Here is a 23,604-nt window from a genome sequence, read left to right as displayed (position 1 = left end):
TCCATCCCTGTTCTCCCTAGAAAGGAGGTGATCCAGCCGCAGGTTCTCCTACGGCTACCTTGTTACGACTTCACCCCAATCACTAACCCCACCTTCGGCCGCGTCCTCTTACGTTAGACTGCGGACTTCGGGTGTTGCCAGCTCTCATGGTGTGACGGGCGGTGTGTACAAGGCCCGGGAACGTATTCACCGCGACATTCTGATTCGCGATTACTAGCAACTCCAACTTCATGCAGGCGGGTTTCAGCCTGCAATCCGAACTGAGGGCAGTTTTCTAGTTTGGCTCCACCTCGCGGTTTCGCATCTCTCTGTTCTGCCCATTGTAGCACGTGTGTCGCCCTGGACATAAGGGGCATGATGATTTGACGTCATCCCCACCTTCCTCCGCGTTAACCGCGGCAGTCTCGTTAGAGTGCTCATCTTTACATGTTAGCAACTAACAACAAGGGTTGCGCTCGTTGCAGGACTTAACCTAACATCTCACGACACGAGCTGACGACAACCATGCACCACCTGTCTCCCTGCCCCGAAGGGCTTCGCCTGTCTCCAGGCTATGCAGGGGATGTCAAGTCCAGGTAAGGTTCTTCGCGTTGCTTCGAATTAAACCACATGCTCCGCTGCTTGTGCGGGCCCCCGTCAATTCCTTTGAGTTTTAATCTTGCGATCGTACTTCCCAGGCGGAGTACTTAATGTGTTAACTGCGGCACAGAAGGGGTCGATACCTCCTACACCTAGTACTCATCGTTTACGGCGTGGACTACCAGGGTATCTAATCCTGTTTGCTACCCACGCTTTCGTGCCTCAGCGTCAGTTACAGTCCAGAGAATCGCCTTCGCCACTGGTGTTCTTCCTAATCTCTACGCATTTCACCGCTACACTAGGAATTCCATTCTCCTCTCCTGCACTCCAGATGTCCAGTTTGAAATGCAGCCCCCGGGTTAAGCCCGGGTATTTCACATCTCACTTAAACATCCGCCTACGCACCCTTTACGCCCAGTAAATCCGGACAACGCTCGCCACCTACGTATTACCGCGGCTGCTGGCACGTAGTTAGCCGTGGCTTCCTCCTCTGGTACCGTCATTATCTTCCCAGAAGACAGAGCTTTACGATCCGAAAACCTTCATCACTCACGCGGCGTTGCTGCATCAGGCTTTCGCCCATTGTGCAATATTCCCCACTGCTGCCTCCCGTAGGAGTCTGGACCGTCTCTCAGTTCCAATGTGGCCGATCACCCTCTCAGGTCGGCTACGCATCGCTGCCTTGGTAGGCCTTTACCCCACCAACTAGCTAATGCGCCGCGGGTCCATCTCAAAGCGGATTTCTCCTTTCATCCCGGATCCATGTGAATCCAGGTCTTATGCGGTATTAATCTCCCTTTCGGGAGGCTATCCCCCTCTTTGAGGCAGGTTACCCACGTGTTACTCACCCGTCCGCCGCTAGATTGTCCCCGAAGGGACTCTCTCGCTCGACTTGCATGTGTTAGGCACGCCGCCAGCGTTCGTCCTGAGCCAGGATCAAACTCTCATATTAAAAGTTCTTTCTGCTCATTACTGTTTATTTCAAAAGAATTGCTGGTTTGTTTCTTCAAGTTTCTGCTTGCTTTTTACTCTGTTTAATTTTCAAAGATCAAACAACTCATTCATATTAGCATATTAAGTTTAATATGTCAACATAAATAATAAAGCTAATTTTGAAAACACCGAATGATAACTTACAAGTTCAAATTTCGCATGTCCTCAAAACGACAAGTGATATTGTATCATCATTATAAAATATATTTTATATCTATTTATACAAATATAGCAATTTATTTGATATTTGCTCCATAAATCTATATATTACTACATATATTTCATAACGATACACCTGGATTAGTTATCTATTATTTTATGATGAATTCCCAATAATATAAGAAAGTCCATGATAAATATCATGGACTTTTGGTGGAGATAAAGAGACTCGAACTCTTGACCCTCTGCGTGCAAGGCAGATGCTCTCCCAACTGAGCTATACCCCCATATGGTGGACCTTCAGGGACTCGAACCCCAGACCTACCGGTTATGAGCCGGTTGCTCTAACCAACTGAGCTAAAGATCCTCGTTTAAATTTTCCAAGCTCCTCAAAAGGCACTCTTGGCTGACTACATTTTTATATTATACGTGCTTTTTTTATAACTGTCAACACTTTTTTCACTCTCGAAAGACATTCCACGAAAGACTTTTTCGAGAGTGAAAAGATGTATTATAAAATTAATTACAATGCTCTAACAATTTCCTTAAACTTATTTCCACGTATCTCAAAATTATCAAACATGTCAAAGCTTGCACATGCAGGTGAAAGAGTTACAATATCACCACTTTTTGCTATATCACGTGCTTTAAGCACAGCTTCCTCAAGCGAATTGGCAATAACCATGGGTACTTTGACATTATTCAATGAACTTAACTTGTCAAAAGCAGCTTTTATTTTGTCTTTAGTCGCCCCGAGTAAAATCAAAGTCTTTATTTTAGAATATCCTTCCTGTGCGAGAACATCAAAAGGTATCTTCTTATCATACCCTCCTGCTATGAGTATGACTGGTTTTTCAAATGCATCAAGTCCTGCCAGTGTTCTAGTTGGACTCGATGCTATAGAGTCATTGTAATACTTAACATCATCTATAACCCTTACAAGCTCGCATCTATGTTCCACACCTTCAAATCCAACAGCTACCTTCTTCATATTTTCAATACTTACATCATCACATACAGCACAAAAAGCAGTCAGTAAATTGGCTACATTATGAATTCCCATAAGCTTTATATCATTTCTTTTACAAACCGCCTTACCATTTATAAAAAGTGTATCTCCACCTAGACATCCGCCAAAAGAAAGCTTTTCTTTCACACTGAATTGCCTTACCCTTCCATTAGCTTCTCCTGCCATATTATCAGTACACTCATTGTCTCTATTGAGCACTACTATATCCTGCTCTTCCTGATATTTGAAGATGTTTTTTTTAGCATCTATATACTCTTCCATATCCTTGTGAATGTCAAGATGATTTGGACTAATATTTGTAACTACCGCTACTTCTGGAGAAACCCGCATAGTCATAAGCTGAAAACTTGAAAGTTCAAGAACGACCTTGTCTTCCTGTGAAATGTTTTCTATCTCTGCAAATAATGGTGCGCCGATATTCCCTCCAACCCAGCTCTTATACCCTTCTTCTTTGAGCATATTATATATCAGGGTTGTTGTAGTTGTCTTTCCGTCACTTCCCGTAACTCCAAATATTTTAGCAGGGCAATATTTAACAAACTCCTCCATTTCAGATGTAATATATGCACCACTTTCTTTTGCTTTCAAAAGAGCAGGACTGTCTATTCTCATAGACGGAGTTTTGAATATTACATCAAAACCATTTAATTTATCCAAATATTTTTCGCCAAGTACAAGTTTTACACCCTTATCTCTCAATATATTTGCAATATCTCCCAGCGTGCTCTCATCTTTCCTGTCAAAAGCACTTACATTTGCACCCAACTTCAACAAAAAATCAATTAATGGTCTATTGCTTACTCCTATACCTACAACCGCAGTATTTTTATTTTTTATAAACTTTTTAAATTCACTAAAATTCTTTTTCATAGAAACCTCCACAACAAACTGCACATATAATATTCATATCAATTAATTATAGCACTTATATCAATTCATATTTAGTCAATTTAATATTTTTTTGTTCATGCTATTGAAAAATAATATTACTATATGCTATACTAAAATTGTGCCGTAAGGAAACATTAATATAATTCCCCAAGTTTTAATTAAACATATAACATATCCCCATGATTAAACCCTATTTACCGAATGCTAGGCATTCGGTAAATTTTTTGGTTAATTTATTATTTAAAATTGTGTCTTCTCTTTTAAGAAACCAGCAAGTTCATCAACTTTTATTCTGAATTGGTTCATCGTATCCCTGTCTCTTATAGTTACAGAATTATCTTCAAGTGTATCAAAATCAACTGTTATACAATATGGAGTACCTATTTCGTCTTCTCTTCTGTACCTTTTTCCAATACTTCCAGCTTCATCATAATCTATGTTAAATTGACTTCTCAAGGAATCATATATTTCAACAGATTTATCTGTAAGCTTTTTAGTAAGAGGAAGTACTGCTGCCTTAAATGGTGCTATAGCCGGATTAAAGTGCATAACTGTTCTGACCTCGCCTCCATCTAGTTCTTCTTCATCATAGGCATCTACAAGGAATGCAAGTACTGCCCTGTCGGCTCCAACTGATGGTTCAATACAATATGGTACATATTTCTCATGAGTGGTTGGATCCAAATAGCTCATATCTTTTCCTGAATGTTCCTGATGCTGCTTTAAATCATAGTCTGTTCTGTCTGCTATGCCCCAAAGTTCACCCCATCCAAATGGAAATTGATATTCTATGTCGGATGTGGCACTGCTGTAATGTGAAAGTTCTTCCTTGTCGTGATCCCTGAATCTCAAGTTATCTTCTTTTAATCCCAACTTTATAAGAAAACTCCAGCAATAGTCCTTCCAATATTTATGCCACTCTAAATCCGTACCTGGCTTACAAAAAAATTCAAGCTCCATTTGTTCAAATTCCCTGGTTCTAAAAGTAAAATTTCCCGGCGTTATTTCATTCCTGAATGATTTTCCTATCTGGGCTATCCCGAAAGGTATTTTTTTTCTACTTGTTCTTTGTACATTTCTAAAGTTTACAAATATTCCCTGAGCCGTTTCAGGTCTTAAATAAATTTCTGATTTAGTATCTTCTGTAACTCCCTGATACGTTTTAAACATTAAATTAAATTGTCTTATATCCGTAAAATTGCTTTTTCCACAGTTAGGACATACTATGCCATTATCCTTTATGTATTTCTCGAGCTTTTCATTGCCCCATCCATCTGCGCTTGCCTTTTCTACTCCTTTTGATACCATGTCTTCTTCAACAAGTTTATCAGCTCTAAATCTTGACTTGCAATCTTTGCAGTCCATAAGTGGATCCGAAAAATTCCCAACATGTCCGGAAGCTACCCATACCTCATTGTTCATGAGTATGGCACAATCTATACCAACATTGTACTTGCTTTCATGGACAAACTTCTGCCACCACGCCTTCTTTACATTGTTTTTAAGTTCAATCCCTACAGGCCCATAATCCCAGGTATTTGCAAGTCCTCCATATATATCTGAGCCAGGATATACAAATCCTCTGTTCTTTGCAAGTGCAACAACTTTTTCCATACTTATCTTACTCATATTTTTTATCTCCTTCTATATTTATTTTTAGAAATTATCGACATCTTTTAGTCAATAAAAAAAGAGCATATTAAAGGGACGGATTTTATCCGCGGTTCCACCCTTCTTAGCATATGCTCAACTTTGACTATCATGGTTCAAAAGTTCCCTTCATAATTCCATCCAGCCATTTCCCACCATATACGGCCTCTCTTTTGGATTTGGAACTATTACTATTCTTTATCATAACCTTAATATTAAATTTAAAAAAACTCGAATATTAAAGCGGCTTCATAGTAGGGAACAATATAACATCCCTTATTGAAGATGAATTCGTAAGGAACATTATAAGTCTGTCTACTCCTATTCCAAGTCCGCCAGTTGGAGGCATTCCAATTTCAAGAGCATTTATAAAATCTTCATCCATCATATATGCCTCATCATCACCAAGTTCTCTCTCTTTAAGCTGCTGCATGAATCTATCTCTCTGAACTATAGGATCATTCAACTCAGAATATGCATTACATATTTCTCTTCCATAAATAAATCCTTCAAATCTTTCAGTAAAGGCATCATTTCCCCTCTTTTTCTTTGTAAGAGGTGATACTTCAACAGGATAGTCCACTACGAAAGTCGGCTGTATGAATTTTTCTTCGCAGAATTCTTCAAAAAGCATATCAAGTATATAACCTTTTGTACAATCTTTTAACTCTTTCTTAAGTTTTATCTCTTTTTGTCTAGCTATATCCTGAGCCTCTTCATCTGTTTTTATTTCATTGAAATCTATTCCTGTAAATTTCTTCACGGCATCTACCATGGTAATTCTATTCCAAGGTGGTTTGAAATCTATCTCTGTATCTTCATAAACTACAGTTGTAGTTCCAAGTACCTTTTCACATATATATGCAACCATGTTTTCTGTAATTTCCATCATGTCATTATAATCTGCAAAAGCTTCATAAAGTTCCATTGAAGTAAATTCAGGGTTATGTCTTACATCCATTCCTTCATTTCTAAAGTTTTTACCTATTTCATAAACTTTTTCAAATCCACCTACAACAAGTCTTTTTAAATACAACTCAGTTGCAATTCTAAGATACATATCCATATCAAGAGAATTATGGTGTGTTATAAATGGCTTTGCTGCAGCTCCTCCAGCTATTGGAGACAATACAGGTGTTTCAACTTCAATAAAATTCCTATTATCTAAGAACTCTCTCATGCTTTTAATTATAGCGGTTCTCTTTAAAAATGTTTCTCTGACATTTTGATTTATTATTAAGTCTACATACCTCTGTCTGTATTTCAAATCAGGATCTTTAAGTCCATGCCACTTTTCAGGCAAAGGTCTAAGCGACTTGCATACAAGTTTAAAATCTTCAATACGTATTGTAATTTCTTCAGTTCTTGTTTTGAATACTTTACCTGTTACAGATAGTATGTCCCCTATATCATAGGTCTTGTATTCCTTTAGCTTTTCTTCTCCTACATCATCTATTTTTATATACAGCTGAATCTTACCATATCTGTCATTTAAATCTGAAAATCCGGCTTTTCCATGAACTCGCTTTGACATAAGTCTTCCTGCAATAGTTACAGTTTTATCTTCAAGCTCTTCATAGTTATCTTTTACCTGGCTTGATGTATGAGTCCTGTCAACTTTGTATACTTCAAAAGGATCATTACCATCTGACTTTAGCTGGGCAAATTTATCTAATCTCTCTTCTATAAGTGCATTAAACTTTTTCTCTTGTTTATTAAAATTATCCTTATCCTTTGTCATTAAATTCTGCCCTCCAATTATTTTCTTATACTGACTATTTCATATTTGCTAATTCCATCAGGAATTAACACTTCAACCGTGTCACCAACTTTTTTGCCCATGAGACTCCTGCCTACAGGTGATTCATTTGATATTCTATTGTTCATTGGATCCGCTTCAAGTGATCCCACTATATTGTATTCGACTTCTTCGTTGAAATCATAGTCCTTGATTTTAACGATGGATCCAACACTTACTATATCCGACGATATTTCATCCTCATCTACTATAGTAACATTTTTAAGTATATTTTCAAGTTGCACTATTCTGCCTTCAGTAAAGGCCTGCTCATTTTTGGCATCATCGTATTCTGAATTTTCGCTTAAATCTCCGAAAGAAAGTGCAGACTTTATTTTTTCCTTTATTTCTCTTCTCTTAACCGTTCTCAGAAATTCCAGTTCATCCTCAAGTTTTCTTACTCCTTCATACGTCATTACATGTCTATTCATTCATATTCTCCCCTTTAAACTATTTAATAAAACTCATATCCCTATAGTTTTATAAAAATACCCAAACAATTATTTAAGTTATTATAAGACAGGTACATTTTATTGTCAACTACTTGAAAAACATATCATGGCAAGCACATTTCCCCAAATCACTCACAATAATATATTATTTTCAAAGTTTAATTAACATACCTCTTATGAAAAAGAATTTTTATATTTATAAAGAATATCAAAAACTTCTCCGGCATCTCTTTCACAATTTACTTTATCTTTTACATCTTTGCTGTTTTGCATTCCTTTCAGATACCAACCCAAATGTTTTCTCATTTCAAGAACTGCCTTCAATTCTCCCTTGTATGCAATAGCTCTCCTATAATGTTCAAGGCACATGTCTATTTTTTCAATATTATTGGGGCAGAAGACTTCTTCCCCATGTAATTTCTGGCGTATTTGTTTAAATATCCATGGATTCCCGAATGACCCTCTTCCAATCATTACTCCATCACATCCTGAAGTTCTAAGCCTGAATTCCGCATCCTCAGCTGAAATTATATCTCCATTTCCTATAACGGGTATTGACAGCTGCTCTTTTACCTCTTTTATTAAACTCCAGTCTGCATTTCCCGTATACATCTGTTTGCTTGTCCTTCCATGTACTGTTATTGCATCAGCACCTGCCTGCTCCATTCTCTTTGCAAAGTCAAGCACATTTACATTTTCAGAATCAAAACCAGTCCTCATCTTTACAGTAACAGGTTTTGCTGACACTCTTTTTACACTTTTAACTATGTCTTCTGCAAGCCCAGGATTTTTCATAAGCGCGGAGCCATCACCATTTTTTATTATTTTAGGTGCGGGACATCCCATGTTTATATCTACAATACATATATTATCTTCATCATTAAAGGAGTCACATGCTTCCGACATTATATACGGATCATTGCCAAATATCTGAACTGCAGTAGGTGCTTCAATTTCAGATATTACAAACATATCTCTGGTTTTCTGGCTTCCATGAAAAAGTGCCTTTGAACTTATCATCTCAGTACAGGCCAAACCACATCCCTGTTCCCTGCACAGTTCTCTGAAAGCAATATCAGTAACCCCTGCCATAGGAGCTAAAAGTACATTGTTTTTCATCTTGAAGGATCCTATTTGCATTTTAATACATGCTCCTTATTTTTGTAGTATATTATCCTAAGCCCAGTAAGTGTTAATATAGGATCTACCATATCTATATAATCCGATTCAGCATTTATAAGCTTTGCAAGTCCTCCAGTCGCGACAACAAATGGTTCTTTTTCCCCTGCACTGATCATTTCATTTTTCATCTTTTTTATTATGTATTCAACTTGCCCGACATATCCATATATTATACCTGCCTGTATACTCGTAACCGTGTTTTTACATATTATATTTTGGGGTTTCACAAGCTCAACTCTTGGTAATTTTGCCGCCCTTTCGAACAACGCATCTGATGATATTTGAACCCCCGGGCAAATTGTTCCGCCAAGATAATCTCCTCCTGCAGTAAGTGCACAGAACGTAGTAGCTGTTCCAAAATCTATTATAATTGAAGCTCTCTTATATATTTCATGTGCCGCTACTGCATTTACTATTCTATCAGCTCCAACTTCCCTAGGATTATCATACTTTACATTTATTCCAGTCTTTACTCCAGGTCCCACTACAATAGGTGCAATTTTAAAATATTTCATTATCATATGTTCCAAAGAATACATAATATTTGGAACTACAGAAGAAATTATGGCGCCCTTAATATCCGACGGATTTAAATCGTTCTTTATAAATAATTGAATGGCTTGAATACCATATTCATCAGCAGTCCTCTTAGAATCAGTAGACAATCTCCACACAGATACCAAATCATCATTATCATAAATACCTACCACAATGTTAGTATTTCCCACATCCAAAACCAAAATCATAAAGCCAACACCGCCTTTAGAAAACTAATAGAATATTTTTAAATTGAAGTTACATAATTAAAGAGCAGCTCTAAGGCTGCTCCAATTTACAAGACTCTGTTAATTAATATCTTAATTGTATCAATAAAATATTATTTGTCAAGAGCTGCAATATTTGCATTATAAAATATAATAATAAGATAATTTACCTAGGAATATGTTAAAATTTTAGCTATTTTCTGTTGGTTTTTTCCATAAAATCATCTGAATTTACTATATATCTTATATGAGAACCTCTTCCTATGATATCATTGCCATCACTAGCCTCAACATCAAAAAACAACTTCTTTCTGTCGACTTTTGTGAGAGTTGCAGTACATTTTATATTTGCTCCAACCGGTGATGATTTAACATGTTTTACATTCATCTCTATACCAACTGTAGTATAACCTTCTGGAAGTGCTTTTATGACGGAGCTTTTAGCTGCATTCTCCATAAGCGCTATCATTGCCGGAGTTGCAAATACTTTCAAATCTCCAGATCCCATTTTTACTGCAGTATTGTTGTCCGTAACCTTGATTTCACTAGTGAACTGACATCCTTGTTTTAAATCAAATTCCATTAAAAATTTCACTTCCCTCTACTAAAATATTATTCATTGTAATCTTAAGTATAAAAGTATGTTAAAAATTAAATTTTTAACATACTTTTATACTACTAAAAATCAAGTAACTTTTCAAGTAAAAAAATATTAAAAGTCCCACTTACAAGCATGTGCCTTCAGTGAAACTTTTAATATCTTTAAGCTTCGTTAAATATTCTCAGAAAATCATCTGCATCCACTTTTTCTTTTTCTATAAGTTCTTTTGCCACAGCATGAAGTTTACCAATATTCTCCGTCAAAATCTTCTGGGCTTTCTTATAACTGTCATCAATAAGCTTTCTTATTTCCTTGTCTATTTCAAATGCAACTTCTTCACTGAAATTACGTCCTTTTCCAAGGTCTCTTCCAAGAAATACTTCATCATGTCCAGATCCAAAAGCTATTGGACCAAGATCACTCATTCCATAATCCATTACCATTTTTTTTGCTATTGTAGTAGCTCTTTCAATGTCATTTTTTGCTCCTGTACTTATGTCTCCGATTATAAGCTTTTCAGCTACCCTTCCACCAAGAAGGCCTACAATTTCCTCCTCAAGTTTTGTTCTTGACATATAGGAAGTGTCCTTCTCAGGCAAATGCATTGTATAACCTCCAGCCATTCCTCTAGGAATTATACTTATTTCGTGAACTGGATCTGCCGTTGGTAAAAGCTGCATTACAACTGCATGGCCGGCTTCATGATATGCCGTTAATTTTTTGTCTTCATCATCTATTACCCTACTCCTCTTTTCAGGTCCAGCAACAACTCTCGTAACTGCTTCTTCAAGATCATCCATTTCAATCTGAGCTTTGTTTTTCCTAACTGCAAGAAGTGCAGATTCATTCATTAAGTTTTCAAGATCAGCTCCTGTAAATCCAGGTGTTCTCTTCGCCAGAATGTCAAGTTTGACTTCATCTGCCAAATGCTTATTTCTCGAGTGAACTTTAAGTATTTCTTCTCTTCCCTTCACATCAGGTGCACCAACTAGTATACGCCTGTCAAACCTTCCAGGTCTTAAAAGTGCAGGGTCAAGTATGTCAGGTCTATTTGTAGCCGCAATCATAATTATTCCCTGATTTTGACCAAATCCATCCATTTCAACAAGAAGTTGATTCAATGTTTGCTCTCTTTCATCATGTCCTCCGCCAAGTCCTGCACCTCTCTGTCTTCCAACAGCATCTATTTCATCTATAAATACTATGCATGGTGAATTCTTCTTGGCCTGTTCAAACAAATCCCTGACTCTAGAAGCTCCCACTCCAACAAACATTTCTACAAAATCTGAACCTGATATACTGAAAAATGGTACTCCAGCCTCACCTGATATTGCCTTTGCAAGTAATGTTTTACCTGTACCCGGAGGTCCTACAAGCAATACACCTTTCGGTATCCTTGCTCCCATTTCTATGTATCTCTTAGGTTGTTTCAAGAAATCAACAATCTCTGCAAGCTCCTGTTTTTCCTCATCAGCCCCGGCAACATCATTAAATGTAATTTTCTGCTTGTCAGGTGTGGCCATTTTAGCACGACTCTTTCCAAAATTCATAACGCCGCGATTTCCTCCACCACCTTGGGACTGCTGCATAAACATAAACCAAACCGCCACTAAAACCAATATCAACAATACAGTAGGCAAATACTGAACCCACATAGGGATTGTAGCCGGCTTTACATATGTCTCCTGAACCTGACCATCTTTAGGATGCTGTCCGATAAATTGAAACAACCTCTCCGATGGAACTACTGTTTCATACTGAGTACCGTTCTTCAGGCTTCCCTGTATCGTCATTTTGTCTTCCCTAAGTTGAAAACTTTTTACATTATTGCTCAACCAGTATTTTTGAAAATCATTAAAACTTATAGCTGTTGAACTTTCATTTGTCCTTACAAGCAGTAACGCTGCCAGAATTACAAATATAATAATTACTGCCCAGGCCGTTGCATTTGAAAATTTTTTCATTAAAGGCCCCCCTCTCTTTGCAGTTTTATACTGTAAAATTGTATCATATGAAAATTTCCTTTACAATAAATTTTGACGTCATTTATAAATTTCCTCCTTTAATATACCCACATATGGAAAATTTCTATATTTTTCTGCATAGTCAAGTCCAAACCCAACTAAAAAATAATCAGGCACCTCAAAACCTATATACTTGGCATTGATTTTTACTTTCCTAGCCTCTTGTTTGTTTAATAGGCAAGCTATTTCTATACTTTTTGCCTTTCTTCCTTTTAAATAATCAACCAGATACGAAAGTGTAGTCCCTGAATCTATTATGTCTTCCACAAGTAATATATGTTTATTTTCAACTTCAAAATCAAGATCCTTCAATATCCTTACCACACCACTGCTTTCGCTTGAATTTCCATAGCTCGAAACAGCCATAAAATCCATAGTACACGGTATAGTTATTCTTCTAAGCAAATCTGCCATAAAAGGAACGGACCCTTTAAGTATTCCAACAAGCATAAGTTCTTTACCCTGGTAATCCCTACTTATTCTCATGCCAAGTTCACAGACTTTCTTTTCAATATCCTCCTTGCTAATGAGTATTTCCTTAATATCGTCGCTCATATTATGCATTTATAGTTCCTCTCTTTCAAAGCTTATTGCTAAAATATTTTTAGTATTCCTATCAACTTTAAAATCATCACTTATTCTATATCCAACTACCCAACCTATATCTTCTCCAAAACATATGAGCGGAATATTTTCCCTTTCACTTCTAGGTATTTTCAAATCCATAAAAAAGTCTTTAAGTTTTCTTTTCCCACTCATTCCAAGTGGTATAAACTTATCTCCTTTTTGCCTGTTTCTGATTGTTATACTTCCCTTTAATTTATCAAAATCAAAAAATTGTACAAACTTGTTATTTGTTCTACTGCATTTGCTTGTTTTTTTAATTTTTATGTTTAACTTTAATTTTTCGATATTATTTGTTCCAAAATCAAGTGCATAACTGTATTTACCCGATTTGTCAACGCTGTTATTTTTCTTCACAATTATATTTCCATACTGACTTAAAACTATTATATTATTTGGAAGCATTAACCGTTTTCCAGTTGAATGATTTTGCATTTGAATTATATCAACAATATGGACTTTTTCAAAATTCTTCAATGTTCCACATACTCTATGCAAAGCCATTCTCAAAATCCTTGATATTATTGATTTTTCCTCTAAAAATGCCTCCTTAGATATTATAACCTTTTCTGGCGTTATATCACAATATTTTTTAAATTTTTCTTTAGAAATGCTATTCAGGCAGCTGTTATCTGCCATTATTGTACTGGATAACCTATTTAAACTGCCTATAATGTCTTTATTGAAGTTTTTCTCCATATATGGTATAAGTTTAAGCCTTATTTTATTTCTAGAATATATCTGTTCAAAATTTGTTTTATCTATTCTCGGACACAAATCATTTTCAATACAATACTTCTCAATCTGTTTTCTTGTTACATTAATAAGAGGCCTTACAAATATGCCATCCCTTACAGCCTTTATTCCAGTCAATCCTTCAAGCCCAGTACCTCTCATGATTCTCATAAGCATTGTTTCTGCCTGATCATTTGCATTATGCGCAACAGCTATTTTCTGGGCAATAAACTCACATTTTAGTTTTTCAAAAAATTCATATCGTACTTTTCTCCCTGCAGTTTCACAAGATAAATTATATACTGCTGCCACCTTATTTATGTCTACCTTAATGCTTCTGAATACTACATTTATCTTTTTACAAAAGTTCTCCACAAACTTCTCATCTTCGTCAGATTCCTGGCCTCTCAAGCCATGATTTACATGAGCGACATACAGAGAAATTCCCAATTTGTCTTTAAGGCTGCACAATACATGGAGCATACAAAGTGAATCCGGCCCTCCCGAAACTGCCAATATTACCTTATCACCCTTATTAAACATCTTATTCTTATTTATGGTTTCAAGTACCGTTTCTATCAAGCTAAACACTTCCCGTAACAATTTATCTATAAATAATATTTATATTATAGCATACATGTATGATATTTGTAGGTAAACAAACTCCGTTGGATACTATTTACGGGACAACTAATAGATATTGTATATTTTCTCCACTATTACAGTCATGTCATCTTTTATCTTTTTGTCTGACAGTTCAACCGCCTTGTTTATGATAGCCTCACTCATTTTCTTAGGATCGCTGCATTTAAGCTCTTTCAAAAATTCTACAATCCATTCATAATTGCCAGCTTCCTCAGGTTTATAATCCACAACACCATCACTTACCATTATTATAAAATCTCCGTTTAAAATTCTCTTGTTTACTATCTCCACATCAGGCTTATCCAATATACCTATTGGCAGGGTTTTTGATTTTATAACATCAACATCATTTCCTCTTTTTATAAAGCTGGCTACAGCTCCTACTTTAACAAAATCTATATGACCTTCATACAAATCTATACTGCTCAAGTCGAGTGTGGAAAACTTTTCGTCCTCATTAAACTTAATACTCATTATTGAATTTACAGTATTTATGGCTGTGAGCTTGCTAAAGCCTGCTTCCGCAAACTTTTTTATAAGTTCCACCGTTGCACTGCTCTCTCTGCTCGCCTGAGGTCCAAAGCCCATTCCATCACTTATTATTGTCATATAACTTCCATCACTCAGATTTCCATAAGTAAAACTGTCACCATTATATTTTTCTCCTTCTCTGCATAATCTGTTTGCATACGCCGCCACGTGATATTTTGGAGTTTCTTCAAATGTTATGCTGCAGTCCTGTGTCTCCTTATCAACTTTACAGCCTTCTTCGCTGACACACATAAGCTTTCCTGTTGCCTTGTTGATCAGTGGCAGAACCTCCTTTATACACTTTTGTTCGCCTCCGCAGGCTTCCATAAGCATCTTTATAACAATATGGCCATTTTTATCATTAAAGCAAAACACATCACGATAATCAATCTTATACTTTGAGAGAATTCTTCTCAACTTGTTTTCTATAGTTGAATTAAACTTTATATCAATATTAAATTCAGTTACTATTTCATAAACTGATTTTGACATATTCCCTATTTGCCCTGCAAGAAGTCCTCTGCACTCGCTGAGTCTTTTTCTCCACATTTCATTTATAATATAATTGTTTACAATTTCCTGTGTATTATCCATAAGCATAGTCCTTTTTATACATTTTCTTTCAAGATCCTTAGGCATTTCCTTTTTATTTTCCTGATAATTCTGTATAATTTCTGAAAACATACTGTAGGTGTTATAACTTTCTCTCCTCCAACAGAGCATCTTCATAGAACAATTGCTGCATACCCTTCCTGCAAGGTTTTCAACTAATGCACTGCTCTTATTTTTCATTTCCAGCGTGTCATTATCAGCAAGTTTTTTTAGCACAAAGGACATCTTATCCAATACATCCCCGAAATTTTCGAGTTTTTCAACAAGTACAGATTTAATTTTTTCAGCATAGTTTTCTTTCTGACATTCCCTTTTCCTTTCCCAGTCAAGCTCATCTTCCATATCTGTATATATTTTTTTGGGTATAATCATAAACAGCGCACAGCTTATAAATATTTCTGGAATTCTAAACTGCATTCCTATATTGGAATATAATTTTAATATCATGAATACAACCATATATGAACATGCGCTCATAATTTTACCTGTTTCTCTAAAAACTCCAGATATAAGTCCGCAAAGTCCGTAAACTGCAATATATACAACCATGTTATTTGATGTAATCCCAACTATGGCACCCATGGCAACACCTGATGCGGCACCATAAGAACTTCCCTTGACATATCCAAATACAAGGACAAAAGTAAGCGCAATTATATTTCTAAATGAAACTCCATAAATGACAATTCCCCATGTTCCTGATACTATAAACGAAATCGTAACTGCCATACTTATGATTTCTTCGCTATTGTACAGATGACTTGTCTTTAATTCTTTAAAGCATATTATAGAGTAATCAATAATAAAATATAATGGGAAGATACATAAAGTTTCAAAGGAAGCATTAAAAATGGCCACTGTAAGAGAAAATTTAGCTATAAGCATTTTATAGAACAATATTTCTCCAAATATTGTTACAAAAAATACCGTCAGCTTTTTAAGTTTATCAATATTTCTCAATATACTGCTTGAAATTAAAATAGATACGCTTAATATGCAATACATTGGAATATATATCATATTGCCATACATGGACACATATCCTAAAATAGTTCCCGCTGCTACTAAAAATGTAATCTTCCTTTTTTCAGATACCGAAACTGCAGTAAGAAAAGCTATCCCAAAAGGAGCCATTAGATTCACCATCATAACTCTTCCAACTAAAAATGAAGATAGAAAGTAAAATATAAGTTTCAAAATTCCAGGTAATTTTTCAATCTTGCTTTTATTCTGTTCACCTTTAAGTTTTTCCGACCTTTCATAAGGTAATATTTCAACCCCATACTGCATATACACCACCCGCCTTATAAAATAACTGCCTATATTATATCAATAGTTGTTGGAAATATATGTCATATAGTGATATCTGTAATTATTTTTTTTAGGACATTTATTTCTAACTTTTTTTGTAATTTTTAATTTAGACAATTATATTTATAAAAGTAGTTATAAACATTTTTATATGTCGTATATTATATACTTATAATCCATATGCAAGTTATCAACATATCCATGTAATATTTATCCACAATGTGACTTGTTTTATTATAAAATTGTCAATAACTTTTGACAGTAAAAAACTGTACTCCTAAAAGTACAGCTAAATATTAAAAAAAGATCCATTTCTGGATCACAACATTTCCCATATAATAAACTGGTTGCGGGGACAGGACTTGAACCTATGACCTTCGGGTTATGAGCCCGACGAGCTACCAACTGCTCCACCCCGCGATATATAATTTTGCAATCATCAAAGATAAAAACATGGTAGCGGAAATAGGAATTGAACCTACGACACTTCGGGTATGAACCGAATGCTCTAGCCATCTGAGCTATTCCGCCACAGTATATTTCTTGGTTGCGGGGACAGGACTTGAACCTATGACCTTCGGGTTATGAGCCCGACGAGCTACCAACTGCTCCACCCCGCGATATATGGTGCTGAAGACCGGAATCGAACCGGTACGGGTTTTAAAGCCCGCAGGATTTTAAGTCCTGTGCGTCTGCCAGTTCCGCCACTCCAGCATCTTTTCATTGCTCAACTCAGCAACATAAGTTATTATATATTATAACCATCATACTTGTCAACTATTTTATTAATATTTTCTTTAAATATAATAAAGAGGCTTAAATAGCCTCTTAAAATCAAGAATTAATAATTTGAAGACTTTTTATATCCCCTGCCTTTAGAATCCTGATGTTTTTTAATATCTTGAAATCTTTCTTCACTATCTTTCAGGAATTTCGATAATCTATCCTCAAAATTTCCCTGTCCTTGTTTCTCCTGATTTTTCTGCCAATCTATTTCTACAGGCCTAGAACTTTTCTTTTTTGGACTTGCCTGTTTTATAGATAAACTTATTTTACCATTGTCATCAATAGAAATTACCTTCACATTTACTTTATCTTTCTCCTTAAGATAATCTCTTATATTTTTTACATAAGTGTCGGATATTTCAGATATGTGCACCAATCCAGTTTTACCATCAACTTCAACAAAGGCTCCAAAATTGGTTATATTAACTACTGTACCTTCTAGTATGCTTCCTGCCTTTAAGGTCATATTAAAAAGACTCCTCCTTAAAAATAATATATAAAATAAAATTTATAAACTAAGTATTAATTTTTAACATTTATTACAGGAGTTTCGCCTTGCTTAATAAAACCTAACTTCTCTCTTGCCAATTTTTCTATATACATGTCAGATGTAGACATTTTAACCTCATCCTGTAATTTGGTATTTTTTTCTTTTACTGTTTGCTCTTCAGCATATTTGTTACTTATCTGCTTTTTTATATTTGTCATGGTTATCTGCTGTTCTACAAATATATAGACTACATATAAAATCAATACTAAAACAATTATATTTTTAGCTTTAATCTTAACCTTTTTCATATTATCAATTCCCCTAATATAATAATCTACACATTCATAATTTTATATTCATTATAAATTACAGCATATAATTATATTGTAATTTGATTTCTAATTTTATTCAAGTTATTTTTTGTAACTTTTATTATTTTTTGATTTCAAACAATATATAATAATCTCAAAAGGGTAAAGAACAAAGTTGATTATTATTCTTAAACCCTTAACTATTACACCTAAAACTTTTTCTTCAAGCCCAATCAATTCACTGCTGGCAAATTTAAAATATAAAAATATACCTGTAATTATCAACAAATATACATACATATCAGTGTATGCATGATTTGCATAGAGCAGGAATAAAAAAACACTGATTCCTGCAAAGGTCCAAAAAAGCATGTCTTCTATAAACACTACAACTCTATTTATATTCGCAAAACCCCTTATAACCCTGTAAAAATCAAACAATACTCCTGTAATGATGCCCGCAGTTAAACTAAATATAACTAATCTTATTTGAGTACTTATCGACATGATCATATATATCACCCTAACCCATATAGCTATTTAAACATTTTTGAAATTATATTGTGCTTTCTTTTCTTTTTCTGGTTATTTGTATATATACATGAATTTATATTTCCAATAATTATTACCTGTCCATTTTGAACATCCAACTTATTCATCTTTAGTGAAGTGCCTTTTATGTCAAGTGTTCCAAGATTAGTATTCAAATTTATCTGATCTTCATTGAAGCTTATTACTTCTATAATACCTGTTACAATTAATTTTTTTCTATTTTCAAGACTCAAAGAGCTCTTTTTGTCTTCCATATTAATTTCTTTCTTTTCCATAAAACATCCCTCCACTTATAAATAAATATATGTAGAGGGATTATTATTTATTACTTATTATCTACATTAGGAAGTATTTCATACATATTTTGGGCATCCTGCTTGACTACATGCTGCTTTACATTTAATATTCTGGCCATAAGTGTACTCTTGGCATATCTTATTTCTATAATGTCACCTTCATTTACTTCCGTGCTTGGCTTGGCAACCTTTCCGTTTATTGTTACTCTCCCACCTTCACAAGCTTCTTTTGCAACAGTTCTCCTCTTTATTATTCTAGATACTTTAAGGTACTTATCCAATCTCATAAAATAACCCTCCCAAATATAACAAAAAACCTAGATTTTCACCCAGGTTCTTTGAAAAGCTTATGTTATTTATTTACCTTATCTTTGAATTCTTTACCAGCTTTAAATACTGGTACAGTTGATTCTGGTATGTTTATTTCTTCTTTTGTTCTTGGATTTCTTCCAACTCGTGCAGCTCTCTTTCTTGTTTCAAATGTACCAAATCCAACCAGCTGTACTTTATCTCCCTGCTCAAGTGTTTCTTCAACACTCTGTATAAAACCTTTTAAAGCTGCTTCTGCATCCTTTTTAGTCAAACTTGATTTTTCTGATATGCTTGCAATTAATTCTGATTTGTTCACCTTTTTTACCTCCTCAATAATTGGTATGCTTATACGTTAGCATATTCTTCATCTGTTTAAAAAATCCTTCTTTTTGCATATAAAAGCTAAATTCCCTTACTCTTAGATTCCTCCCAAAATTTGTTCATTTGATCTATTGTCATATTTTGAATACTTGTGTTGTTACATTTAGCTTTATTTTCTATATATGCAAATCGTTTTATAAATTTCTCTATAGTATAATTTAATGCAAATTCAGGGTTGATGTCAAGGAATCTAGCAACATTTACTACAGCAAATATCAAATCTCCTACTTCACCTACTATTTTTGCCCTTTGTTTGCTATTATATACACTTTTTAATTCGTAATATTCTTCAATTACTTTACTCAATGCATCTTCTTTATTGTCAAAATCAAAACCTATCCTCGCTGCTTTTCTCTGAACTTTATCCGCACGCATCAAAGCCGGCAATGTTTTCGCCACATGCTTAAGTTCATCGGTGTATGTTTTTAAACCCTGTTGATTCTTTTTGATCTCATCCCACTTTTCAATTACTTCTCTCGAACTTTCAATTTTTGTGTTTCCAAATACATGTGGATGCCTCTCTATCATTTTTTTGCAAATTCCATCTATAACATCACTTATGTTAAATAGAGCTTCCTCTTTTCCAAGCTGTGCGTGAAATATTACCTGGAAAAGTACATCTCCAAGTTCTTCTACAAGTCCGTCAAAGTTTTTGTCTTCTATTGCCTCCACAGTTTCATAAGCTTCTTCAATAAGACACTTTTTTATACTTTCATGATCCTGTTCTTTATCCCACGGACATCCATTATCTCCACGGAGGGTTTGCATTATTTGAAGTAAATCTACGAAGTCATACCCAGCCCTAGAATTTTGCGGAATATAAATCGATGTCAGAAAATCTATATCATCCTGTCTATCCAATTCGTAAAGTTTTATACGCCTTACGGATTCGATTTCTTTTATACCGGCAGCCCTTATAAAATAGATATCTATATCCGGCTCGTAATATTCCATAAGCTTAAGCTTGACTTCCGATGCAATAAGTCTGTCATACACCTGGGTTATAATCACTTTGCATCTTTTGTCAAGAAAATACGGGCTTATATCAAATGCATCTATTATCTTCAAATTCCCAGCCATGTCAATTTGAAGGCTCTCAAACAAGGCATCCATAAAACTTACTGCTGGAACTATCCTGTATTCAATTGAACCCTGCCTGCAGAGCTCTATTAAATTTGACACGGATTTTTCAGCCACAAGCGGATGCCCTGGAACTGCATATACTATATTACCATACTTTTTTTCCTGCAACACAAGAGTCTTTGCTATTTTTTCATATACACCTTCAAATTTTTGCTCGAAGTCATATATACTATCATACGTTTCAAACTTTATGCCCTGATCTACCAAATATTTCACTGTAGGATGATTCTTTGTTCTCAAATAAACTTTCTTTGAACTTTTAAGAATATTTACAGCACCAAGTGTAAGTGATTCCACAGAACCGGGACCCAATCCTACTATTTCAATCATGTCAATTTCTCCTTCTACTTTTTGAAAAACAATCTTTTTATATATCCATATTTGAATATCCCGAGAACAACTAGGAGAATAAAATATATAACTACCCCTAAAGATATGGAACAAAAGCACGCAAATCTACTACTTATGGTATAATTATAGACATTCATATAGATAATTACAACAGCTATTATCATTAATATGGATGCAAATATAGGTTTTATCATTGTTTCAAATCCATTTATACTTATATTCAATTTCTTCTTGAGCAAAATCACATTAAGAATCGCTGCTGTAGCATATCCAACTATACTCCCAAATATAGCTCCATAAATGTTTATATATGGTATTGGCACAAGTGTCATTGTAAATACAATTTTCAAAATACATCCTGCTGCAAGATTTAATACAGGAACAATATAATATCCCAGTCCTTGAAGTATAGCCGTGGACGTCTGGGCAATTATAATAAACGGAATTGATATTGCAGAATATTGAAGTATACTAAAACCTTGTGACTGTCCCGGAAAAAGCAAGTCCAAAATTGGGTGGGCCAAAGTATACAATCCAAGCATCGACGGTATCGCTATAACTGTGGACAGTTTGAATGCAAGTTCTACTTTTGACACAAGTTCGAATTTTTTATTAAGCACATGGTATTCGGCAATTATCGGAACAAGTGACGAGCATAATGCCACTGACAACGTAAGTGGTACATTTATAAGTATAAATGCCTTTCCTGTAAGCTGTCCATATAATATAGTGGATTGAACGTATGTGAATCCGGCTTGAAGAAGTTTCTGTGGAACAAGTGCAGAGTCTATAAGACTCATTATACTGCTCACAGCCGCTCCTATGGATACAGGAATTGCTATATATAAAAGGGTATTTAATATTTCCTGATTTTCTGGAAGGTTATGTACATGTATTTCCTTTCTAGTTACGAAATATTTTCTTACAAGATATATACCTCCAAAAAGCCCTCCTGCCGCTGCTCCCAAGGCCGCTCCTCCTGCTGAATATTCTATTCCCTTCGGAAGCAGAAGGTATGCACATCCAACTCCAACTACAACTCTTCCTATCTGTTCTATCACCTGCGAAATTGCCGTATAATTCATGTTTTGAAGTCCCTGAAAAAAGCCTCTAAATGCACTCATTATAGATATGAACATAGGTGCAAATGCAATAGCTATAAGTGAATAATATGATTTATTATCCCATTTCAAAAAATTTATTATAGGCTTTGAAAATATTAATAGAAGTGCAGTAAATCCGGTCCCAAGTATAAACATAAGTAAAAGTGCTTTTCTGAATATCTGAATTACACGCACATAATTTTTAGTTGCATAACTTTCAGATACCATTTTTGAAACTGCTACAGGTATTCCTGATGCCGCAGCTATAAAAAACATATACAATGGAAATGACATTTGGTAATATCCAACACCTTGGTCTCCAATTAACATCTGCAAGGGCCATCTGAAAAACAGGCCAAGAAATTTGCATATTATTCCTGACGCTCCTAAAATAAGTGTACCTTTCATAAGTGATTGTTTTATCATAAAAATACCCCCGAATATTCTTAATTGCAATCCTATTTAAAACAGCACATTAAAATACTTATAAACATACTGTATATGTTTATAAGTATTTTAATTCAGCAATTATTATTACTTCGAGTGAGTATTTTTTAAATTATTGTCAATAATCATTTAATGAGTATAAAGTCATGCTCATGGATAAAATAATATAATGGCAGTTTAAACTGCCATTATATTATTCCTCCATCTGTTTTCCAAGGAAGGATGCTGCAGTCTCGGCAAGTTTAGTTTCCACATCCCCAAAATCCACATCTTCTTTTGAAGCTATTACAACTGCCCCGATTGCATCTCCTCCTGATATAATAGGACATATCACCTGTTCCGTGTACTTTCCCTTCGCCTCTTCATCATCATACAGATCTACTATTTCATTTCCATTCAATCTTACAAGCTTCCTGTTTTCAATTATTCCTTCTATCTCATCACTTATCTTTTTGTCCATATATTCTTTTTTTGAAGCTCCACTTAGTGAAACTATACTATCCATATCACATATAATTATGATATTTCCTATAGTCTGCTCAAGAGATTCCGCATAACCCTTCGACACTTCACTCAATTCATCAATAGGTGAATACTTTTTTAAAATAACGCCTCCTTCCCTATCGGTAAATATCTCAAGTGGATCTCCTTCTCTTATTCTAAGAGTCCTTCTTATCTCCTTCGGTATAACAACTCTTCCCAAATCATCTATACGCCTAACAATTCCAGTTGCTTTCATATTTCTTATTCCTCCTTAAATTATATGAATTGTGTTATTATTATTTTTCTAAATATGAAATTTTATACACAATTGTTATTAAAACTAGAAAAAATTAAAAAATAGCCTTATT

Annotated in this window: 20 protein-coding genes, 6 tRNA genes and 1 rRNA gene; all 27 read right to left on the bottom strand. The window is 34.9% G+C overall.

The annotated features are described in order from the left end of the window. Positions 1-20: 20 nt before the first annotated feature. Positions 21-1,531, bottom strand: a 16S ribosomal RNA gene (locus AC4CVH_RS14890). Between the two features lie 411 nt (positions 1,532-1,942). Next, positions 1,943-2,018, bottom strand: a tRNA-Ala gene (locus tag AC4CVH_RS14885). A 3-nt stretch (positions 2,019-2,021) separates the two neighbouring features. Next, positions 2,022-2,098, bottom strand: a tRNA-Ile gene (locus AC4CVH_RS14880). A 156-nt stretch (positions 2,099-2,254) separates the two neighbouring features. After that, positions 2,255-3,631, bottom strand: a complete 1,377-nt coding sequence (gene murD, locus AC4CVH_RS14875) for a UDP-N-acetylmuramoyl-L-alanine--D-glutamate ligase (RefSeq protein ID WP_490788524.1) — start codon at positions 3,629-3,631, stop codon at positions 2,255-2,257. A 261-nt stretch (positions 3,632-3,892) separates the two neighbouring features. Further along, positions 3,893-5,281: a glycine--tRNA ligase gene (locus AC4CVH_RS14870; RefSeq protein ID WP_490788523.1), complete on the bottom strand. Its 1,389-nt coding sequence runs from the start codon at positions 5,279-5,281 to the stop codon at positions 3,893-3,895. Between the two features lie 259 nt (positions 5,282-5,540). Beyond that, the gene (gene lysS / locus AC4CVH_RS14865; RefSeq protein ID WP_490788522.1) at positions 5,541-7,043 is read right to left on the bottom strand and encodes a lysine--tRNA ligase; all 1,503 of its coding nucleotides are present in this window, start codon (positions 7,041-7,043) and stop codon (positions 5,541-5,543) included. 17 nt (positions 7,044-7,060) lie between these two features. Further along, the gene (greA, locus tag AC4CVH_RS14860) at positions 7,061-7,531 is read right to left on the bottom strand and encodes a transcription elongation factor GreA (protein WP_490788521.1); all 471 of its coding nucleotides are present in this window, start codon (positions 7,529-7,531) and stop codon (positions 7,061-7,063) included. A 195-nt stretch (positions 7,532-7,726) separates the two neighbouring features. Further along, on the bottom strand, positions 7,727-8,692 hold the full coding sequence (gene dusB, locus AC4CVH_RS14855; RefSeq protein ID WP_490788520.1) for a tRNA dihydrouridine synthase DusB: 966 nt from the start codon (positions 8,690-8,692) through the stop codon (positions 7,727-7,729). Continuing rightward, positions 8,683-9,480 (bottom strand): type III pantothenate kinase, encoded by a 798-nt coding sequence (locus AC4CVH_RS14850; protein ID WP_490788519.1) that lies wholly within the window; start codon positions 9,478-9,480, stop codon positions 8,683-8,685. Before AC4CVH_RS14850 ends, dusB begins: the two co-directional genes overlap by 10 nt. A 211-nt stretch (positions 9,481-9,691) precedes the next feature. Then, the gene (locus tag AC4CVH_RS14845; RefSeq protein ID WP_490788518.1) at positions 9,692-10,081 is read right to left on the bottom strand and encodes a thioesterase family protein; all 390 of its coding nucleotides are present in this window, start codon (positions 10,079-10,081) and stop codon (positions 9,692-9,694) included. Positions 10,082-10,260: 179 nt separating this feature from the next. Continuing rightward, positions 10,261-12,063, bottom strand: a complete 1,803-nt coding sequence (ftsH, locus tag AC4CVH_RS14840) for an ATP-dependent zinc metalloprotease FtsH (protein WP_490788517.1) — start codon at positions 12,061-12,063, stop codon at positions 10,261-10,263. Positions 12,064-12,141: 78 nt separating this feature from the next. After that, positions 12,142-12,687, bottom strand: a complete 546-nt coding sequence (hpt, locus tag AC4CVH_RS14835) for a hypoxanthine phosphoribosyltransferase (RefSeq protein ID WP_490788516.1) — start codon at positions 12,685-12,687, stop codon at positions 12,142-12,144. Then, on the bottom strand, positions 12,688-14,064 hold the full coding sequence (gene tilS / locus AC4CVH_RS14830) for a tRNA lysidine(34) synthetase TilS (RefSeq protein WP_490788515.1): 1,377 nt from the start codon (positions 14,062-14,064) through the stop codon (positions 12,688-12,690). 108 nt (positions 14,065-14,172) lie between these two features. Further along, complete coding sequence (spoIIE, locus tag AC4CVH_RS14825; RefSeq protein WP_490788514.1) at positions 14,173-16,560, bottom strand: stage II sporulation protein E; 2,388 nt, start codon at positions 16,558-16,560, stop codon at positions 14,173-14,175. A 365-nt stretch (positions 16,561-16,925) separates the two neighbouring features. Further along, positions 16,926-17,001 (bottom strand) — tRNA-Met (locus AC4CVH_RS14820). Positions 17,002-17,035: 34 nt separating this feature from the next. Beyond that, positions 17,036-17,112: transfer RNA gene (locus AC4CVH_RS14815), tRNA-Met, on the bottom strand. 13 nt (positions 17,113-17,125) lie between these two features. Next, positions 17,126-17,201: transfer RNA gene (locus AC4CVH_RS14810), tRNA-Met, on the bottom strand. 5 nt (positions 17,202-17,206) lie between these two features. Continuing rightward, a tRNA-Leu gene (locus AC4CVH_RS14805) sits at positions 17,207-17,295 on the bottom strand. Positions 17,296-17,422: 127 nt separating this feature from the next. Further along, the gene (locus tag AC4CVH_RS14800) at positions 17,423-17,833 is read right to left on the bottom strand and encodes a S1 domain-containing RNA-binding protein (RefSeq protein ID WP_490788513.1); all 411 of its coding nucleotides are present in this window, start codon (positions 17,831-17,833) and stop codon (positions 17,423-17,425) included. A 56-nt stretch (positions 17,834-17,889) separates the two neighbouring features. After that, entirely contained in the window at positions 17,890-18,165 is a 276-nt protein-coding gene (locus tag AC4CVH_RS14795; RefSeq protein WP_490788512.1) for an FtsB family cell division protein, read from the bottom strand. Positions 18,166-18,270: 105 nt separating this feature from the next. Next, positions 18,271-18,675, bottom strand: coding sequence for a spore cortex biosynthesis protein YabQ (gene yabQ, locus AC4CVH_RS14790; protein WP_490788511.1), 405 nt, complete (start codon positions 18,673-18,675; stop codon positions 18,271-18,273). Between the two features lie 29 nt (positions 18,676-18,704). Continuing rightward, a complete protein-coding gene (gene yabP, locus AC4CVH_RS14785; RefSeq protein WP_490788510.1) occupies positions 18,705-18,995 on the bottom strand; it encodes a sporulation protein YabP in 291 nt (96 codons plus the stop codon). Positions 18,996-19,045: 50 nt separating this feature from the next. Then, positions 19,046-19,303, bottom strand: a complete 258-nt coding sequence (locus AC4CVH_RS14780) for an RNA-binding S4 domain-containing protein (protein ID WP_490788509.1) — start codon at positions 19,301-19,303, stop codon at positions 19,046-19,048. Positions 19,304-19,368: 65 nt separating this feature from the next. Continuing rightward, complete coding sequence (locus tag AC4CVH_RS14775) at positions 19,369-19,644, bottom strand: HU family DNA-binding protein (protein ID WP_490788508.1); 276 nt, start codon at positions 19,642-19,644, stop codon at positions 19,369-19,371. An 86-nt stretch (positions 19,645-19,730) separates the two neighbouring features. Continuing rightward, positions 19,731-21,182: a bifunctional methyltransferase/pyrophosphohydrolase YabN gene (yabN, locus tag AC4CVH_RS14770; RefSeq protein WP_490788507.1), complete on the bottom strand. Its 1,452-nt coding sequence runs from the start codon at positions 21,180-21,182 to the stop codon at positions 19,731-19,733. Positions 21,183-21,196: 14 nt separating this feature from the next. Next, complete coding sequence (locus tag AC4CVH_RS14765; protein WP_490788506.1) at positions 21,197-22,732, bottom strand: putative polysaccharide biosynthesis protein; 1,536 nt, start codon at positions 22,730-22,732, stop codon at positions 21,197-21,199. 214 nt (positions 22,733-22,946) lie between these two features. Continuing rightward, a complete protein-coding gene (spoVT, locus tag AC4CVH_RS14760) occupies positions 22,947-23,492 on the bottom strand; it encodes a stage V sporulation protein T (protein WP_490788505.1) in 546 nt (181 codons plus the stop codon). Positions 23,493-23,604: the final 112 nt, after the last annotated feature.

It is taken from the genome of Clostridium pabulibutyricum (genome assembly GCF_058242705.1).
Note: the sequence above shows the minus strand (reverse complement) of the source record. Positions and strands in the feature narration are given on the sequence as shown.